The sequence below is a fragment of the Ligilactobacillus agilis DSM 20509 genome, assembly GCF_001436215.1.
Classification (GTDB): Bacteria; Bacillota; Bacilli; order Lactobacillales; family Lactobacillaceae; genus Ligilactobacillus; species Ligilactobacillus agilis.
In genome coordinates, this window is the sequence record NZ_AYYP01000058.1 from 23,502 (window position 1) to 39,416 (window position 15,915).

Genomic DNA, 15,915 nt, shown 5'->3' on the forward strand with positions numbered 1-15,915 from the left:
GTGAGTCGTATTGGTTACAAGGAAGTTGATTTACCAGCAGGCGTTGAAGTTAAGCAAGACGGTAACGTGGTTACTGTTAAGGGGCCTAAGGGTGAATTAACTCGTGAATTTTCTGATAAGATTAAAATGAACATCAACGGTAACGTTGTTACTTTTGAACGTTCAGCAGAAGATAACAAGACTAAAGCATTACACGGTACTACACGTGCTAACTTCCACAACATGGTTGTTGGTGTTACTGAAGGTTTCACTAAGGAACTTGAATTACGTGGGGTTGGTTACCGTGCGCAAATGAAGGGTACAACGTTAGTTCTTAACGTTGGTTACTCACACCCAGTAGAATTTGAAAAAGAAGATGGCATTGAATTTGCAACTCCATCTGCTACTCAAGTTACTGTTTCTGGGATTAACAAGGAAATCGTAGGGGACGTGGCTGCCCGCGTTCGTGCTACACGTGCACCAGAACCTTACAAAGGCAAAGGTATTCGCTATGTTGGTGAATTCGTTCGTCGTAAGGAAGGTAAGACTGGTAAATAATAATGCAGCATAGGCTGTTCAAATAAATCTAAGAGGTGAAAAAAGTGATTTCAAAACCAGACAAGAATAAGACACGTCAAAAACGTCATGCACGTGTCCGTGGTAAGATCTCTGGTACTGCTGAGTGCCCACGCTTAAATGTTTATCGTTCAAACAAAAACATCTACGCTCAAGTTATTGATGACGTAGCGGGTGTGACGCTAGTTAGTGCCTCTACATTAGACAGTGAAGTTAGTGGCAACACCAAGACTGAACAAGCTGCTTCAGTTGGGGCTGTTGTTGCAAAGCGTGCTGTAGAAAAGGGTATCACTGAAGTTGTATTTGATCGTGGCGGATACCTATACCATGGTCGTGTTCAAGCTTTAGCTGAAGCTGCGCGCGAAAATGGCTTAGACTTTTAGGAAAAGGAGGAAATAACGATAATGGCTTTTATTGATCCAGCTCAATTAGAATTAGAAGATCGCGTTGTAGCGATTAACCGCATCACTAAAGTTGTTAAAGGTGGACGTCGTCTTCGTTTTGCCGCTTTAGTAATTGTCGGTGACCACAACGGCCACGTAGGTTTTGGTACTGGTAAGGCTCAAGAAGTTCCAGAAGCTATCCGTAAGGCTGTTGAAGCTGCTCGTAAGAACTTAATCGAAGTTCCTATGGTCGGAACAACACTTCCTCACGAAGTTGTCGGTCAATACAGTGGTAGTCGTATCATGTTGAAACCAGCTATTGCCGGTTCTGGAGTTGCTGCTGGTGGCGCGGTTCGTGCCGTTATGGAACTTGCAGGTGTTAGTGATGTTACAAGTAAATCATTAGGTTCCAACACACCAATCAACGTTGTACGTGCTACAATGGATGGTTTAGCAAACATGAAGAGTGCTGAAGCAGTTGCTGCTTTACGTGGCGTTTCTGTTCAACACTTAGCAGAGTAAGGAGGACATATTCATGGCTAACTTAAAAGTTACATTAGTTCGTTCTGTCATTGGACGTCCTCAAAACCAACGTGAAATTGTTAAAGGTTTAGGCCTTGGCAAGGTAAATAGCTCAGTTGTTGTTCCTGACAACGCAGCTATGCGTGGTGTGATCAGAAAAATCAATCATTTAGTGGACGTTGAATTGGCTAAATAGTCAATATTTAGTTTAATAAGGAGGTGCCAACCCTAATGAAATTACATGAATTACATGCAGCGGAAGGCTCACGTCACGTACGCAATCGTGTCGGTCGTGGTACTTCATCCGGTAACGGTAAAACTGCAGGTCGTGGTCAAAAAGGTCAAAAGGCTCGTAGCAAAGTGCGTGTAGGTTTTGAAGGGGGACAAATGCCTTTGTTCCGTCGTATGCCTAAGCGCGGTTTCAAGAACATTAACCGTAAAGACTACGCAATCGTAAACTTAGAAACTTTAAACAAATTTGAAGACGGTGCAGAAGTAACACCAGCATTGTTGGTTGAATCTGGCCTAATCAAAGATGAAAAAGATGGTATCAAGGTTTTAGGTAACGGTGAATTGAAGAAGAAGTTAACTGTTAAGGCTAACAAATTCTCTGCATCTGCTAAAGCAGCCATCGAAGCAGCAGGCGGTCAAGCTGAGGTGATTTAAGCATGCTTAAAACAATGAAGAACGCCTTGGCTGTAAAAGAGATTAGAAATAAAATCCTATTTACCCTTGGTGTCTTGATTGTATTTCGTTTAGGCACTTATATCACTGTCCCTGGGATCAACGCACAGGCTCTGTCTAGCGTTGCGTCTTCAGGGTTAATTAGTATCTTGAACACTTTTAGTGGTGGTGGTTTAACTAACTATTCCATCCTCGCAATGGGGGTTTCTCCTTATATTACCGCCCAAATCGTGGTCCAATTATTACAAATGGATATTGTTCCGCGCTTTGTGGAATGGAGTAAGCAAGGGGAAGTTGGACGCCGGAAGTTAAACCAAGTGACTAGGTACTTAACAATTGTGCTAGCGTTTGTACAATCAATTGGGATTACTGCTGGGTTTAATGCTTTGAGTAGCTTGAACCTGGTGACTAATCCAGGAATTAAAACATATATCAGTATTGGCATTATCCTTACTGGTGGAACCATGTTTACCACTTGGTTAGGTGATATGATTACTGAACGGGGCTTAGGTAACGGAATTTCCATGATTATCATGGCCGGGATTTTAGCCCGCATCCCAACGGGTATTTACCAAATTTACACTGAACAATTTGGTAGTGCTTCACAGATTTGGCAACCAATCTTGTATGTTGTGATCCTTATCTTGGTAATCTTGATTATTGTGACCTTTGTAACTTATGTACAACAAGCAAATTATAAGATTCCTATTCAATATACAAGACGCCTGGCTGGGGCATCAGAAAATTCATACTTACCACTAAAGGTTAATGTTGCGGGGGTTATTCCAGTCATCTTTGCCAGCTCCTTTATTGCCACGCCGCAAACAATCTTGTTGGCATTCACGGCAAACCACTCTGAGGACACCTGGTACCAAGTGATGACTAATATTTTCTCAACTTCAACGGTTGCGGGAATGACCCTTTACACAGTGCTGATTGTCTTATTTACTTTCTTCTATGCTTTCGTGCAAGTTAACCCTGAAAAATTATCAGAAAACTTGCAAAAGCAGGGAAGCTACATTCCTTCTGTTTGGCCAGGACTAGAAACGCAAAAGTATGTGTCACGCTTACTGATTCGTTTAAGTTCTGTCGGCTCACTCTTCTTAGGCTTAGTTTCACTAATTCCGTTAGTTGCTTCCGCCGTTTGGGGCTTGGACGAATCTATCGGACTTGGAGGAACCAGTCTGTTGATTGTGGTCGGGGTTACATTGGAAACAATGCGCCAATTAGAAGGTATGATGATGAAACGCGAATACGTTGGTTTCATCCGCGAATAATAGTTACGCCAAAAAAGATTAGTCTAAATTAAGGCTAATCTTTTTTTGATTTAATAAATGAACATGTTGCGGGTAAAATAGGCTAAAATAGAAAAGTTGAGTTAATTATTAGGAAAGGGTGAGGATGTGAATAATAAGCACATTATGAAAGGAATCACGATTGCTGCGATTGCCTCAGCAATTTGGGGGATTTCCGGAACAACGATTCAATTTATTTCTCAAAATCAAAACCTACCAGTAGCGTGGTATCTATCGGTTAGGACTTTAGGGGCAGGTACAATCCTCTTGCTCATCAGCTTGCTGTTATATCGCAAGCAAACCTTTGCGATTTTCAAAGATAAAACGGCGCTAGCCTGGTTGCTGGCCTATGCGACTTTAGGGTTGATGGCTAACCTGTTAACCTTTTATTTAGCTATTCAAACAGGAAATGCGTCAACTGCGACCGTTTTACAGTACTTGAGTCCACTCTTTATCGTTATCGGGGCTTTAGTCTTTAAACGGCAGACCCCTATGAAAACAGACTTAATTGCTTTCATTATCTCCCTTTTAGGGGTGGTGCTAGTGATTACTAAGGGGGATTTTACCCAGTTAGCCATTTCAGTGGAATCCTTGCTGTGGGGAATTGGTTCCGGGATAACCGCGGCCTTTTACATTGTTTTACCCCGGCCATTAGCTAAGGATTATTCTCCGATTATTACCTTGGGGTGGGGAACTTTTATTGCCGGGATTTTATTTAACCTCTATAATCCTGTCTGGGTCGGCGGGCCTAAATTAACCTTGCCAATCATTTTGTCGGTATCAACGGTCATCATTTTTGGGACGATTATTCCCTTTGCCCTCTTACTTTACAGTGCGCGCTTTGCACCGTCAGATGTCATCGGGATTATGGATGCCTTGCAACCCGTAACGACCACGATTTTAAGTGTAATTTTCCTGAAATTAAGCATTAACGTTATGGAAGTTATCGGCATCTGCTTGGTAATTATAGCGATTTATGTCTTGCAGCGGGGGAGAAGAAACCTCGAAGCGGTAAATTACCGGGAGGCAGATTTTTAATGGGGAATGTTAGAAAAGATTAGCCAATCTTAGGGCTAGTCTTTTTTATTTGCTGTAAAACAGGTATAATATGAAGTGTAATTATATTTTTGGAGGCAAGACCTTATGGCAATGAACTTAATGTTAATGGGACTTCCTGGTGCAGGGAAAGGGACCCAAGCAGAACGAATCGTAGATACATACAAGATTCCGCACATTTCAACGGGGGATATTTTCCGGGCAGCAATGAAAAATGAAACCCCAATGGGCTTAGAAGCTAAGAAGTACATCGACAAAGGTGAACTTGTACCAGACGAAGTAACTAACGGCATCGTTAAGGAACGCTTGGCACAAGCTGATACTAAAGATGGTTTCTTACTTGATGGCTTCCCACGGAACATGGCCCAAGCAAAGGCTTTAGAAGAAATTGGGAAGGAATTAGATCGCCCACTGACAGGGGTAATCAACATCCACGTTGACCCAGAATCATTGATGGAACGTTTAACTGGTCGTTACATCTGCCGGGCTTGTGGTGCTACTTACCACAAGGTCTTTAACCCAACCAAGGTTGAAGGTACCTGTGATCGCTGCGGGGGCCATGAATTCTTCCAACGTGAAGACGATAAGCCAGAAACAGTTAAGAACCGCTTGGAAGTTAACATTAAGATGAACACACCGTTACTTGACTTCTACAAGGAACAAAACCTCTTACACGAAGTTAATGGTAACCAAGAAATCGACAAGGTCTTTGCAGATGTTAAGTCTGTTTTAGATAACCTTTAAGATATTAGGCATTCAGGCATTGCTTGAATGCTTTTTTATTAGCCAAAATGATTTTCAGAAAAAAACTAATTTACTCTGAAAAATAACTTGCAATGAGATAGGCCTTGTGATAAGATAATTTAGGTTTATCTTTTCAATAGGCTTAGTTTGCCCTTGAAAAGGGTTAAGCTAACTTGCGGAAAAAGGTGGGACTCCAAAAAAAGCTTCTCACAATTTTCGTGTAAAGTTTTAAAACCATTTTTTAAGGAGGTACTTTTGCGTGGCGAAAGATGATGTGATTGAAATTGAGGGTACTATCAAAGAAACGTTGCCAAATGCGATGTTTAAAGTTGAACTCGAAAACGGACATGAGATCTTAGCACATGTTTCCGGTAAAATTCGGATGCACTATATTCGTATCTTGCCAGGTGATAAAGTAACGGTTGAAATGTCCCCTTACGATTTGACTAAGGGTCGCATTACCTATCGCTTTAAATAGATTGTACTTCAACACTATATAGGAGGTATAATTCATGAAAGTAAGACCATCAGTTAAACCAATGTGCGAACACTGCAAAGTAATCAAGCGTAAAGGTCGCGTTATGGTTATTTGCGATAACCCAAAGCACAAACAACGTCAAGGATAATAATTAAACAGGAGGTGTAATTGTAATGGCTCGTATCGCAGGTGTCGATTTACCACGTAACAAGCGTATCGTAATCGGTTTAACTTATATTTACGGAATCGGTAACACAACAGCTAAGAAGATTTTAGCTGCAGCAGAAGTTTCTGAAGATGTTCGCGTTCGCGACTTAACAGCAGATCAAGAAGACAAGATCCGTGCTGAAGTAGACAAGGTTAAGGTTGAAGGTGACTTACGTCGTGAAGTTTCCTTAAACATTAAGCGTCTTTCAGAAATCGGCTCATACCGAGGCATGCGTCACCGTCGTCATTTACCAGTTCGTGGTCAAAATACCAAGAACAATGCGCGGACACGCAAAGGCCCAGCAATTTCAATTGCCGGTAAGAAGAAATAATTTAACAAAAGGAGGTTAGCTATTTCATGGCAGTTAAGAAATCACGTAAGCGTCGTGTAAAGAAGAATATTGAAAGCGGCGTGGCTCACATTCACTCAACATTTAACAACACACTTGTTATGATCACAGATGTTCATGGTAACGCCGTAGCTTGGTCATCAGCTGGTTCATTGGGCTTCAAGGGTTCACGTAAGTCAACTCCATTTGCTGCTCAAATGGCTGCAGAAGCTGCTGCTAAAGGTGCCATGGACCACGGTATGAAGACTGTTGAAGTTGCAGTTAAAGGCCCAGGTTCTGGTCGTGAAGCTGCAATTCGTGCACTTCAAACTACTGGTCTTGAAGTTACATCTATCAAGGATGTTACACCAGTACCTCACAATGGATGCCGTCCTCCAAAACGCCGTCGTGTTTAATGTGGATTAGTTTTCATTTTGAGGGAAACTTCATAATGTTTTCGCCAGATTGCACGTTACGTTTTGAAAGGGGTAAAGATAAGAATGATTGAATTTGAAAAACCAAAAATTCATAAAATTGAAGAAACAAAAGACTACGGTAAGTTTATCATTGAACCACTAGAACGTGGTTACGGTACAACTTTGGGTAACTCCCTACGCCGGATCTTACTTTCTTCATTGCCAGGTGCTGCTATTACTGATGTTCAAATTGATGGTGTGTTACACGAATTCTCTACAGTTGAAGGGGTTCTTGAAGATGTAACTGCAATCATTTTGAACTTGAAGAAAGTTGCTTTGAAAATTGATTCTGAAGATGCACAGGCACTAGAAATCAATGTGGTTGGTCCAATGGACGTAACTGCAGGTGACATTAATGGTAGCAGTGATGTTGAAATCCTTAATCCGGATTTGCATATTGCCACTGTGGCTGAAGGTGCTTCTTTCCATGTTCGGATGAATGCTGACAAGGGTCGTGGTTATGTTTCCGCTAGTGATAACAAGGCCAAAAATGATGAAATGCCAATTGGTGTTTTAGCAATCGACTCTATTTATACCCCAATCGAACGTGTCAACTACCAAGTAGAAAAAACACGTGTTGGTCAAAAGAATGATTATGACAAATTAACGCTTGACGTATGGACTAATGGTTCAATCACTCCAAGTGAAGCTATTAGTTTGTCAGCAAAGATTTTAACTGAACATCTTACTTTATTTGTTGATCTTACTGATGAAGCTAAGAATGCTGAAATCATGATTGAAAAAGAAGAAACACATAAAGAAAAGATGCTCGAAATGACAATCGAAGAACTCGATTTATCTGTTCGTTCATACAACTGCTTGAAGCGGGCTGGTATCAACACCGTTCAAGAATTAACGAACAAGTCCGAAGCTGATATGATGAAGGTCCGTAACTTAGGCCGGAAATCACTTGAAGAAGTTAAGGCTAAATTAGCTGATTTAGGTTTATCATTACGTCATGATGACTAATAATTAATTAAGGGAGGGAATCTGTTCATGGCTTACCGTAAATTAGGTCGTACAAGTGCACACCGTAAATCAATGTTACGTAACTTAACAACTGACTTGCTTGTTAACGGTAAAATCGTAACAACTGAAACTCGTGCTAAGGAAGTACGTAAATTCGCTGATAAGATGATCACTTTAGGTAAGAAGGGTGATTTAGCTGCTCGTCGTCGCGCTGCTGCATTCATGATGGATGTTGTTGCTGACGTTAAGGAAGACGGCGACAAGGTTGTTGTTCAAACAGCTTTACAAAAATTATTTGACGATGTAGCACCTCGTTATGCAGAACGTAACGGTGGTTACACACGGATCTTAAAGATGGAACAACGTCGTGGCGATGCTGCTAAGATGGTTGTCCTTGAATTAGTTTAATTCAACTATAATTTAAGATAAATTGTCACTTTTATAGCGATAAGTGGGCGTTACGATGTTGGGTTATTCCGAGTCTAGTCCTAAGTAGCAAGAATGGTCTTGTGAAAGTTTCGTTATAAAAAGTGATTTTTTATTTGCTTAAAATTAGTCATAATCACTGGTATAAGTTAACCTCGGTTAGGAAGAAGCCCTTTTTCCTAGTCGGGGTTTTTAATTTTCTAGGGAAAATATGGTATTATTTATCTATGACTAAGTTTTAGGATAAGAGGAACAGGCAATGACAACGATGATTAAAGTAAAGGATTTGACCTATCGTTATAACCCTACGGACGAACAACCTGCCTTGAATAAGGTCAGCCTAGAAATTGAGGCCGGCCAGTGGGTTGCTATCATTGGCCATAACGGTAGTGGAAAGTCGACCTTAGCCAAGGCCTTGGATGGCTTAATTGAGCCAGAGGCTGGGACAATTGAAGTAGCCGGCCTAAAGTTAACAGCAAAGACGGTGTGGGAGGTTAGAAACCACATTGGAATGGTTTTTCAAAATCCCGATAACCAATTTGTTGGTGCGGATGTCGAAGGCGATGTCGCCTTTGGAATGGAAAATCGGGGACTGGCTAGAAGCGAGATGGTAAAGCGGGTAAAACAGGCGCTAGCAGCCGTTAATATGACCGCCTATGCCAAGCACGAACCAGTCCGCCTGTCGGGGGGCCAAAAGCAACGGGTGGCGATTGCCGGGGTGTTGGCACTCCAACCAGATGTAATCATTTTTGATGAGTCGACGAGTATGCTTGATCCCGAAGGGCGGCAAGATATCATTGACTTAATGAGTAAGTTAAACCAAGAAGGGTTTACAATTATTTCAATTACCCATGATATCGATGAGGCTAGCCTAGCTCAACGGGTAATCGTGTTAGACGACGGCCAAATTATTGCAGATCAAAAGCCAGCTGACCTGTTTGCTAAGGGCCAGGCCTTAATCGAGTTAGGCCTAGATGTCCCTTACCCTGAAAAGTTAAAGCATGAGCTAAGTAAGTTAGGGCTGAGAGTGCCAACGAAGTATTTAGATGAAGAAGGGATGGTGGCTTGGTTATGGCAATTACTTTCACAGGCTTAAATTATATTTACCAAGCCAATACCCCCTTTGAATACCACGCCTTAAAGGACATTAACTTGACGATTCCGGATGACTCCTACACAGCTATTATTGGTCACACCGGGAGTGGGAAGTCAACCTTGTTGCAGCACCTCAATGGTCTGTTAAAGCCCACTAGTGGCAGTTTAGAGGTTAATGGTCAATTAATTACGCCCCAGACTAAAAATAAGCAACTAGGTGCGTTACGCAAGCAAGTCGGTTTTGTCTTTCAATTTCCAGAGGCTCAGCTGTTTGAAGAGACGGTGTTAAAAGACATTGCGTTTGGTCCCCAAAATTTTGGTAAAAGCCAAGCGGAGGCCTTAGAAATTGCTAAGCAAATGGCTCAGCTAGTTAATTTACCTGCCAGACTGTGGGAGAAGTCTCCCTTTGAGTTATCTGGTGGGCAAATGCGCCGGGTGGCAATTGCTGGAATTTTGGCCATGACTCCTAAGACCTTAATCTTGGATGAACCGACGGCTGGGTTAGATCCTAAGGGCCGGCTGGAGATGATGGAGATGTTTTACCGCCTTCACCAAGAAGAAAAGCTAAATATCATCCTGGTTACACACAATATGGATGACGTAGCTAATTATGCCGATAATGTGGTCGTACTTGAAGGGGGGCAGGTTCTAAAGACGGGCAGCCCCCAAGAAGTTTTTGCTGAACCTGCTTGGTTGAAAAAACACCACCTAGGTCTCCCCAAAACGACGGCCTTTGCGCAGAAGTTAGTTGAAAGAGGCTTTAAGTTAGATAAATTACCGTTAAAAGAAAAGCAGTTGGCGGAAAAATTGGTGGCACTGATAGGGGGGACTGGTCATGAGTAAGTTTTTATTAGGACGGTATATCAATGGTGACTCCCTCGTCCATCAAATGGATGCTCGGGCTAAGTTGGCGCTTAGTATCTACTTTATTGCGATTATCTTTTTAGCCAATAACTGGGCCACCTATGGGCTCTTGTTAATCTTGGTCTTGGCCTGTGTGTTACTGTCTAAGATTAAGCTCGGCTTCTTCTTACGGGGAGTGGCGGCCATGATCTGGTTGATTATCTTTACTGTTTTGCTGCAAGTGTTTTTCACTACCGGGGGGCACGTTTACTGGCACTGGGGCATTTTGAACCTAACGCAGGTAGGACTCGTTCGGGGCGCCTATGTTTTTTGCCGCTTTGTCTTGATTATTTTTATGTCGACCTTGCTAACCTTGACCACCTCGCCGTTAGAAATCTCCGACGGCTTGGAGTCGTTGATGAAGCCGCTAAAGTATTTAAAGGTCCCGGTCTATGAGATTGCCCTCATGCTTTCAATCGCCCTGAGGTTTGTTCCCACTTTGTTAGACGAGACCCAAAAGATTATGAACGCCCAACGGTCACGGGGGGTCAACTTTGGGGTGGGTAAGCTTCTCGACCAAATTAAGGCCGCAATTCCCTTGCTGATTCCACTATTTGTGAGTGCGATTAACCGGGCGGAGGATTTAGCTACGGCAATGGAGGCCCGGGGTTATCGGGGCGGTGAAGGGCGGACTAAGTACCGCCAACAGGTTTGGCAGTTGAAGGATAGCTTGGCCCTAGTGGTATTTGGCCTAGTTACAGTTGGCTTAATATTTTTGAGAACATGGTAGGATGAGATGACGAAGAGATATAAGATTACAATGGCCTACGACGGCACGAATTTCGCTGGGTTTCAGATTCAACCTAACCAGCGTACGGTTCAAGGGGTGCTCGAAAAGGCCATCAACAAAATGAGTAAGTTAGATGAATATATTACGGTACATGGCTCGGGGCGGACGGATGCCGGTGTGCACGCGTTAGCTCAGGTTGCCCACTTTGATTTTCCCCACGAAATTTCTGCAGAAGGGATGTTGCGGGGCCTAAATAGCATGTTACCTTTAGACTGCGAGATTACGGCCTGTGAGATTGTCCCTGACAGTTTCCACTCCCGCTTTACCACCCACGGCAAGCGCTATATGTACCGGGTGAGTCGGGGCCGGTATACGAACCCCTTTAAACGCTTCTACACCGGTCATTATAAGTACCCACTGGATATAGACCGGATTAAGGAAGCAATGCCGGATGTCGAAGGGACCCATGACTTTTCTAGCTTTGTGGCTTCGGGTAGCCAGGTTAAAGATCATGTCCGGACCATTTACGAAGCCACGGTTAGAGAGGATAAGGCTAACGACGAAATTATCTTTGAATTTTATGGTAACGGCTTTTTATATAACCAGGTACGGATTATGGTCGCCACCCTGTTAGAAATTGGTAACGGCCGCCGGGATGTCCATGATTTTCTAAGACTTTATGAGGTCAAAGACCGGTCGCAGGCCCGTGAAACGGCGCCGGCCAGTGGCTTGTATTTAAAAGAAGTTTATTACGATTAAAAACTAAGCTAAAAAGCTAGTTATTCTTTTAACTCAAAACTAAGATGTTGATTGAATTGGATAACCAGCCCGCCGCTGAGATTTATAGTCAAGAAACAGACTTGCCGGCACAACAATTACTTAAAACGTTTTAAACCATGCTAGTTGGTGATACCTACTACATCTTTTCGATGCACGAGTGGGACCTTGTCAACTATAAGCGGGTTAATAAAAACTCTACGGTGGCTATCTTTATAGTTAGCTGATTACCAAACGCTTAACTGTCAAACCTTGGAAAAAATTAAGTGTGAAAATCCGCGCATCACGGAGTAGCTAAATAAGCCGCCTTAGATCTGCAGGCGAGAATCAAATCAGTTGATAGTAGTTTTCAAGCAACGATTGCTACCATCACCACCGTTACCAACGACGTTACCAAGGAAAGCGAGCAGTTAATCCAAACCTTTGGACCTGCGATACTGAAATCGGCCTAATTACCCAAAATATCAATGATTCTAGCCACTATTTTACTAACATGACCGAAAAAATTAGCGATATCAAGACAAAGGTCAGTCAAAAGGGATTTATGTTTGAAGACATGACCAACGTCTTAGAACAGATCCAACCGCTAATTAGTGAAATTGAAAGTGAAGAAGAATAATTTTTGTCGCTAATTTTATTGACTAAGTGACAGAAAAATTATAATATAGTATTTGGTATTGTTTGCCCCACAGTAGGCCCCGTTAAACTTATTGTTTGTCAAACATGCATATAATAAATGGAGGAAATTAGACGTGCGTACAACATATATTGCAAAACCAGGCGAAGTAGAACGTAAATGGTATGTCGTAGATGCTACAGATATTCCTTTGGGACGTCTTTCAGCAGTAGTGGCATCCGTATTACGTGGTAAGAATAAACCAACATTTACACCTAACGTTGATACAGGTGATTACGTTATCGTTGTTAATGCAGAAAAAGTTGCTTTAACAGGTAAGAAAGAAACAGACAAGATTTACTACCACCACTCAAACCATCCAGGTGGATTAAAGGCTCGTACAGCTGGTGACTACCGTGCTAACGACCCAGAAAAGCTTATTGCTTTATCAGTAAAGGGTATGCTTCCAAAGGGTTCTCTTGGCCGCAAACAAGCTAAGAAGTTACACGTATACCGTGGTGCAGAACACAACCACGCAGCACAACAACCAGAAGTATTAGACATTACAAACTTAATCTAGGAGGATACTGAATTGGCTCAAGTACAATATAGCGGTACAGGTCGCCGTAAGAACTCTGTTGCTCGTGTACGCTTAGTACCAGGGACAGGTAAGATCGTTATGAACGGCAAGCCTGCAGAAGAATACATTCCATTTGCAAACTTACGTGAAGTTATGGTACAACCATTCGCTGTTACTGAAACAAAAGGTGCATACGATGTTTTAGTTAACGTTAATGGTGGTGGTTTCTCAGGTCAAGCTGGTGCAACTCGTCACGGTATTGCTCGTGCTTTACTTGAAGTTGACCCAGACTTCCGTGGCGTTTTGAAGCGTGCAGGTCTCTTAACTCGTGACGCACGTATGAAAGAACGTAAGAAGCCAGGTCTTAAGAAAGCTCGTAAAGCTTCACAATTCTCAAAACGTTAATATTGCGTTATATCAACGTTTCAAGCACATTTCTCACTTTGGTGGGGGATGTGCTTTTTTGTCTTGACCTAGATTTTTTAGTCCAAATAATTTGCCAAAAAACAGCATTATCTAAAGCAAATTAGCAGGTTGCTTAATTATTAACCACTTGTCTTAAATTTAAGACCATTTATCGCAAAAAGAGCTAAAAAAATCGCTATTTTGCTATAATTTGAGTGGGAGGTGAGAGGCTATGAAGGTTACTTTGAAATACGATAAAAGGCTTGCTAGAGATGAGATAGGACTTACTGCTCGTGAGAAGAATATGGCTGTTAATAGGATTGCTGATTTTGCAATTAAAGAAGTATTTCGTTTAGTTGCTCAAAAAGATGGTGAGCAGGTTTTAGTAGAACTAGCCGATGTTCAACAAATTTATGCCACAAATAAAAAGGTTTATTGTTTTGCTAATAAACAAGAATATTTATTAAAGGAAAGATTGTATCAGTTACTTGAGCGTTTGCCTAATAGCTTTGTCCAAATCTCAAGATCAGAAATTATCCAGTTACGTTATGTCGAACGCTTTATTTTTACTAGAAATGGCATTATTGAAATTATTTTTAAGGATGGACAAAAGACGAGTGTATCGCGAAGATATTTTCAAAAAATAAAGGGGGCGTTATATCATGCGTAAAGTATTAAACTTAGCAATAAAAGGACTACTAATTGGAACTTTTGTTGGTTTATGGTTATCAATCTTATTTTCTGGATTAGCTACTAATGCAACGCATTATGGTAGCTTAGTAACTAGTGATTTTGCTTGGAAAGATATGTTGATTTCAAGTATTTTGTGGGCACTATTAGGTGTTTGGATGAGCATTGCTAGTGTAATTTTTGAACGGGTAAAATCACTTTTGAACGCGACTATGCTGCATGCAGTAGTAATCTATTTTCCATGTATAGCAGTTGCTTACCACGAAAAGTGGATGACAACGGAAACTTGGTTACCTTTTACCGTAATTTTTGTATTAACCTATTTAGGAATTTGGGTGGGAAGTTATACCTATATGAAAAAGCAAATCCGAGCAATGAATGTTAAGTTGATGTCAGTTAGAAAAAATTTTTAAGCAATTAAAGTACCTGACTATTGTTAGACAAACACTAACGGTTGTAAGGTACTTTTTAATAATTTGTGATGGATTTAACTTGAATTATATTTTGAACGATATATAATTAAGTTGTGAAAAATATATTTTGAAAGAAGCGATTTTCTATGAAAGTTATCGTAGTTGGTTCATCTCATGGTGGTTATGAAGCTGTTGAAGGGTTATTAAAAGATTACCCTGATGCAGAAATTCAATGGTATGAGCAAGGCGACTTCCTTTCATTTCTTTCCTGTGGAATGCAACTATTTCTAAAGGGAAAAGTTGATAGTGCTGATAAGGTGCGTTATATGACACCAGAGGCGATTCGTAAACGCGGTGTTACTTTGTTTGAACAAACACAAGTTACTTCCTTGCATAGCTTAGCACATGAAATAGAAGTTAAGGATTTGAAGACTGGGAAGATAAGGACAGAACACTACGATAAGCTTATTCTTAGTCCAGGAGCGGTACCAATGCAATTAGATGTACCTGGTAAAGAACTAAAAAATATCTACTACATGCGTGGACATGACTGGGCATTAAAACTTAAGGAAAAAGTCCTTGATGATAGTGTTAAAAAGGTAGTGGTCATTGGTAGTGGTTATATTGGCATTGAAGCTGCAGAAGTTTTCGCACGTGCTGGTAAAAAGGTCAGTGTACTTGATTTATTATCACGACCATTGGCAACTTATTTAGATAAAGAACTGACGGATGTTATAACAGATGATTTAGACAAGCATGGTGTACAAGTATACGGTGGTCAGCAAGTAAAAGAATATGTGGGTAAAGAAAAGGTTAGTGCCGTAAAAACAGCTCAAGGCGAGTATGCTGCTGATTTGGTTGTTGTAGCTGCCGGAATAAAACCTAACACATCGTGGTTAAAGGGCGAATTAGCCATGTACCCAAATGGTATTATCAAGACAGATGATTTTATGCGTTCTAGTGCAGATGATGTTTTTGTTGTTGGTGATGCAACTTTACTGAAATACAATCCTGGTCAAACCATGTTAAATGTTGCTTTAGCCACTAACGCCCGTAAGCAAGGACGTTTTGCCGTTAAAAACCTTGTTGCCCCGTTACATCCATTTCCTGGTGTTCAAGGAACTTCAGCTTTACCAGTTTTTGACTATAAGTTTGCTTCAAGCGGTTTAAATGAGACAAATGCTGCTAAGTTAGGAAAAAAGATTCACTCGGTTTTAGTTGAAGATGATTTTAGGATGGATTTTGTTCCTGAAAAAGAAAATGCGCACGTTTGGTTTAAACTTACCTACGATCCAAAAACTAAGGTTATTTTAGGCGGTCAAATTTTATCCAAGCATGATTTAACCCCATACATTAATGTAATTTCACTAGCCATTAAGACTAAGCAAACGATTTATGACTTAGCATACGGTGATTTCTTCTTCCAACCTGAATTTGATAAACCTTGGAATATTTTGAATTTAGCTGGTTTAATGGCTGAACAAAAAGAAGCTGAAAATTAAAAGAATAGGTATATTTTAGAATACTAACTGAAACTTGAAAGCATGAAATAGTGGATACTTCCCGCTACTTCATGCTTTTT

General features: G+C 41.2%; 24 protein-coding genes. All 24 read left to right on the forward strand.

Going from position 1 to position 15,915, the window contains the following annotated elements; genetic code table 11:
* The 24 genes from rplF (at nucleotide 1) to FC14_RS06605 (ending at nucleotide 15,835) form a co-directional block, all read left to right on the forward strand.
* Entirely contained in the window at nucleotides 1-537 is a 537-nt protein-coding gene (gene rplF / locus FC14_RS06495) for a 50S ribosomal protein L6 (protein ID WP_056976960.1), read from the forward strand.
* A gap of 44 nt (nucleotides 538-581) precedes the next feature.
* Nucleotides 582-938, forward strand: coding sequence for a 50S ribosomal protein L18 (rplR, locus tag FC14_RS06500; RefSeq protein ID WP_082174171.1), 357 nt, complete (start codon nucleotides 582-584; stop codon nucleotides 936-938).
* A gap of 21 nt (nucleotides 939-959) precedes the next feature.
* The gene (gene rpsE, locus FC14_RS06505) at nucleotides 960-1,460 is read left to right on the forward strand and encodes a 30S ribosomal protein S5 (RefSeq protein WP_050610986.1); all 501 of its coding nucleotides are present in this window, start codon (nucleotides 960-962) and stop codon (nucleotides 1,458-1,460) included.
* A 13-nt stretch (nucleotides 1,461-1,473) separates the two neighbouring features.
* Nucleotides 1,474-1,656, forward strand: a complete 183-nt coding sequence (gene rpmD / locus FC14_RS06510) for a 50S ribosomal protein L30 (RefSeq protein ID WP_050610987.1) — start codon at nucleotides 1,474-1,476, stop codon at nucleotides 1,654-1,656.
* 35 nt (nucleotides 1,657-1,691) lie between these two features.
* Nucleotides 1,692-2,126: a 50S ribosomal protein L15 gene (gene rplO / locus FC14_RS06515; protein ID WP_050610988.1), complete on the forward strand. Its 435-nt coding sequence runs from the start codon at nucleotides 1,692-1,694 to the stop codon at nucleotides 2,124-2,126.
* A gap of 2 nt (nucleotides 2,127-2,128) precedes the next feature.
* A complete protein-coding gene (gene secY, locus FC14_RS06520) occupies nucleotides 2,129-3,421 on the forward strand; it encodes a preprotein translocase subunit SecY (RefSeq protein ID WP_056976961.1) in 1,293 nt (430 codons plus the stop codon).
* 144 nt (nucleotides 3,422-3,565) lie between these two features.
* The gene (locus tag FC14_RS06525; RefSeq protein WP_056976970.1) at nucleotides 3,566-4,477 is read left to right on the forward strand and encodes a DMT family transporter; all 912 of its coding nucleotides are present in this window, start codon (nucleotides 3,566-3,568) and stop codon (nucleotides 4,475-4,477) included.
* A 105-nt stretch (nucleotides 4,478-4,582) separates the two neighbouring features.
* The gene (locus FC14_RS06530; protein ID WP_050610990.1) at nucleotides 4,583-5,239 is read left to right on the forward strand and encodes an adenylate kinase; all 657 of its coding nucleotides are present in this window, start codon (nucleotides 4,583-4,585) and stop codon (nucleotides 5,237-5,239) included.
* 259 nt (nucleotides 5,240-5,498) lie between these two features.
* Nucleotides 5,499-5,717, forward strand: coding sequence for a translation initiation factor IF-1 (gene infA, locus FC14_RS06535; RefSeq protein WP_003689399.1), 219 nt, complete (start codon nucleotides 5,499-5,501; stop codon nucleotides 5,715-5,717).
* 34 nt (nucleotides 5,718-5,751) lie between these two features.
* Entirely contained in the window at nucleotides 5,752-5,865 is a 114-nt protein-coding gene (gene rpmJ, locus FC14_RS06540; protein WP_003696792.1) for a 50S ribosomal protein L36, read from the forward strand.
* A gap of 25 nt (nucleotides 5,866-5,890) precedes the next feature.
* The gene (rpsM, locus tag FC14_RS06545) at nucleotides 5,891-6,256 is read left to right on the forward strand and encodes a 30S ribosomal protein S13 (protein WP_050610991.1); all 366 of its coding nucleotides are present in this window, start codon (nucleotides 5,891-5,893) and stop codon (nucleotides 6,254-6,256) included.
* A 26-nt stretch (nucleotides 6,257-6,282) separates the two neighbouring features.
* Complete coding sequence (gene rpsK / locus FC14_RS06550; protein WP_004050265.1) at nucleotides 6,283-6,669, forward strand: 30S ribosomal protein S11; 387 nt, start codon at nucleotides 6,283-6,285, stop codon at nucleotides 6,667-6,669.
* 84 nt (nucleotides 6,670-6,753) lie between these two features.
* Nucleotides 6,754-7,698 (forward strand): DNA-directed RNA polymerase subunit alpha, encoded by a 945-nt coding sequence (locus FC14_RS06555; RefSeq protein WP_056976962.1) that lies wholly within the window; start codon nucleotides 6,754-6,756, stop codon nucleotides 7,696-7,698.
* Between the two features lie 27 nt (nucleotides 7,699-7,725).
* Nucleotides 7,726-8,106: a 50S ribosomal protein L17 gene (gene rplQ, locus FC14_RS06560; RefSeq protein ID WP_050610993.1), complete on the forward strand. Its 381-nt coding sequence runs from the start codon at nucleotides 7,726-7,728 to the stop codon at nucleotides 8,104-8,106.
* Between the two features lie 277 nt (nucleotides 8,107-8,383).
* On the forward strand, nucleotides 8,384-9,220 hold the full coding sequence (locus FC14_RS06565; protein WP_056976963.1) for an energy-coupling factor ABC transporter ATP-binding protein: 837 nt from the start codon (nucleotides 8,384-8,386) through the stop codon (nucleotides 9,218-9,220).
* Nucleotides 9,196-10,062 (forward strand): energy-coupling factor ABC transporter ATP-binding protein, encoded by an 867-nt coding sequence (locus FC14_RS06570; RefSeq protein ID WP_056976964.1) that lies wholly within the window; start codon nucleotides 9,196-9,198, stop codon nucleotides 10,060-10,062. Before FC14_RS06565 ends, FC14_RS06570 begins: the two co-directional genes overlap by 25 nt.
* Complete coding sequence (locus tag FC14_RS06575) at nucleotides 10,055-10,852, forward strand: energy-coupling factor transporter transmembrane component T family protein (RefSeq protein WP_056976965.1); 798 nt, start codon at nucleotides 10,055-10,057, stop codon at nucleotides 10,850-10,852. Before FC14_RS06570 ends, FC14_RS06575 begins: the two co-directional genes overlap by 8 nt.
* Nucleotides 10,853-10,858: 6 nt before the next feature.
* Nucleotides 10,859-11,611 (forward strand): tRNA pseudouridine(38-40) synthase TruA, encoded by a 753-nt coding sequence (truA, locus tag FC14_RS06580; protein WP_056976966.1) that lies wholly within the window; start codon nucleotides 10,859-10,861, stop codon nucleotides 11,609-11,611.
* 511 nt (nucleotides 11,612-12,122) lie between these two features.
* Entirely contained in the window at nucleotides 12,123-12,248 is a 126-nt protein-coding gene (locus FC14_RS11035; RefSeq protein WP_263862778.1) for a hypothetical protein, read from the forward strand.
* Nucleotides 12,249-12,381: 133 nt separating this feature from the next.
* Entirely contained in the window at nucleotides 12,382-12,825 is a 444-nt protein-coding gene (gene rplM, locus FC14_RS06585; protein WP_050610997.1) for a 50S ribosomal protein L13, read from the forward strand.
* A 12-nt stretch (nucleotides 12,826-12,837) separates the two neighbouring features.
* Nucleotides 12,838-13,230: a 30S ribosomal protein S9 gene (rpsI, locus tag FC14_RS06590; protein WP_050610998.1), complete on the forward strand. Its 393-nt coding sequence runs from the start codon at nucleotides 12,838-12,840 to the stop codon at nucleotides 13,228-13,230.
* 232 nt (nucleotides 13,231-13,462) lie between these two features.
* Entirely contained in the window at nucleotides 13,463-13,900 is a 438-nt protein-coding gene (locus FC14_RS06595) for a LytTR family DNA-binding domain-containing protein (RefSeq protein WP_056976967.1), read from the forward strand.
* Nucleotides 13,893-14,333 carry a DUF3021 domain-containing protein gene (locus FC14_RS06600; protein WP_056976968.1) on the forward strand — a complete coding sequence of 147 codons (441 nt, stop codon included), beginning with the start codon at nucleotides 13,893-13,895 and terminating at the stop codon, nucleotides 14,331-14,333. The genes FC14_RS06595 and FC14_RS06600 overlap by 8 nt, the downstream gene beginning before the upstream one ends.
* A 146-nt stretch (nucleotides 14,334-14,479) precedes the next feature.
* Complete coding sequence (locus FC14_RS06605; protein WP_056976969.1) at nucleotides 14,480-15,835, forward strand: FAD-dependent oxidoreductase; 1,356 nt, start codon at nucleotides 14,480-14,482, stop codon at nucleotides 15,833-15,835.
* Nucleotides 15,836-15,915 lie beyond the last annotated feature (80 nt).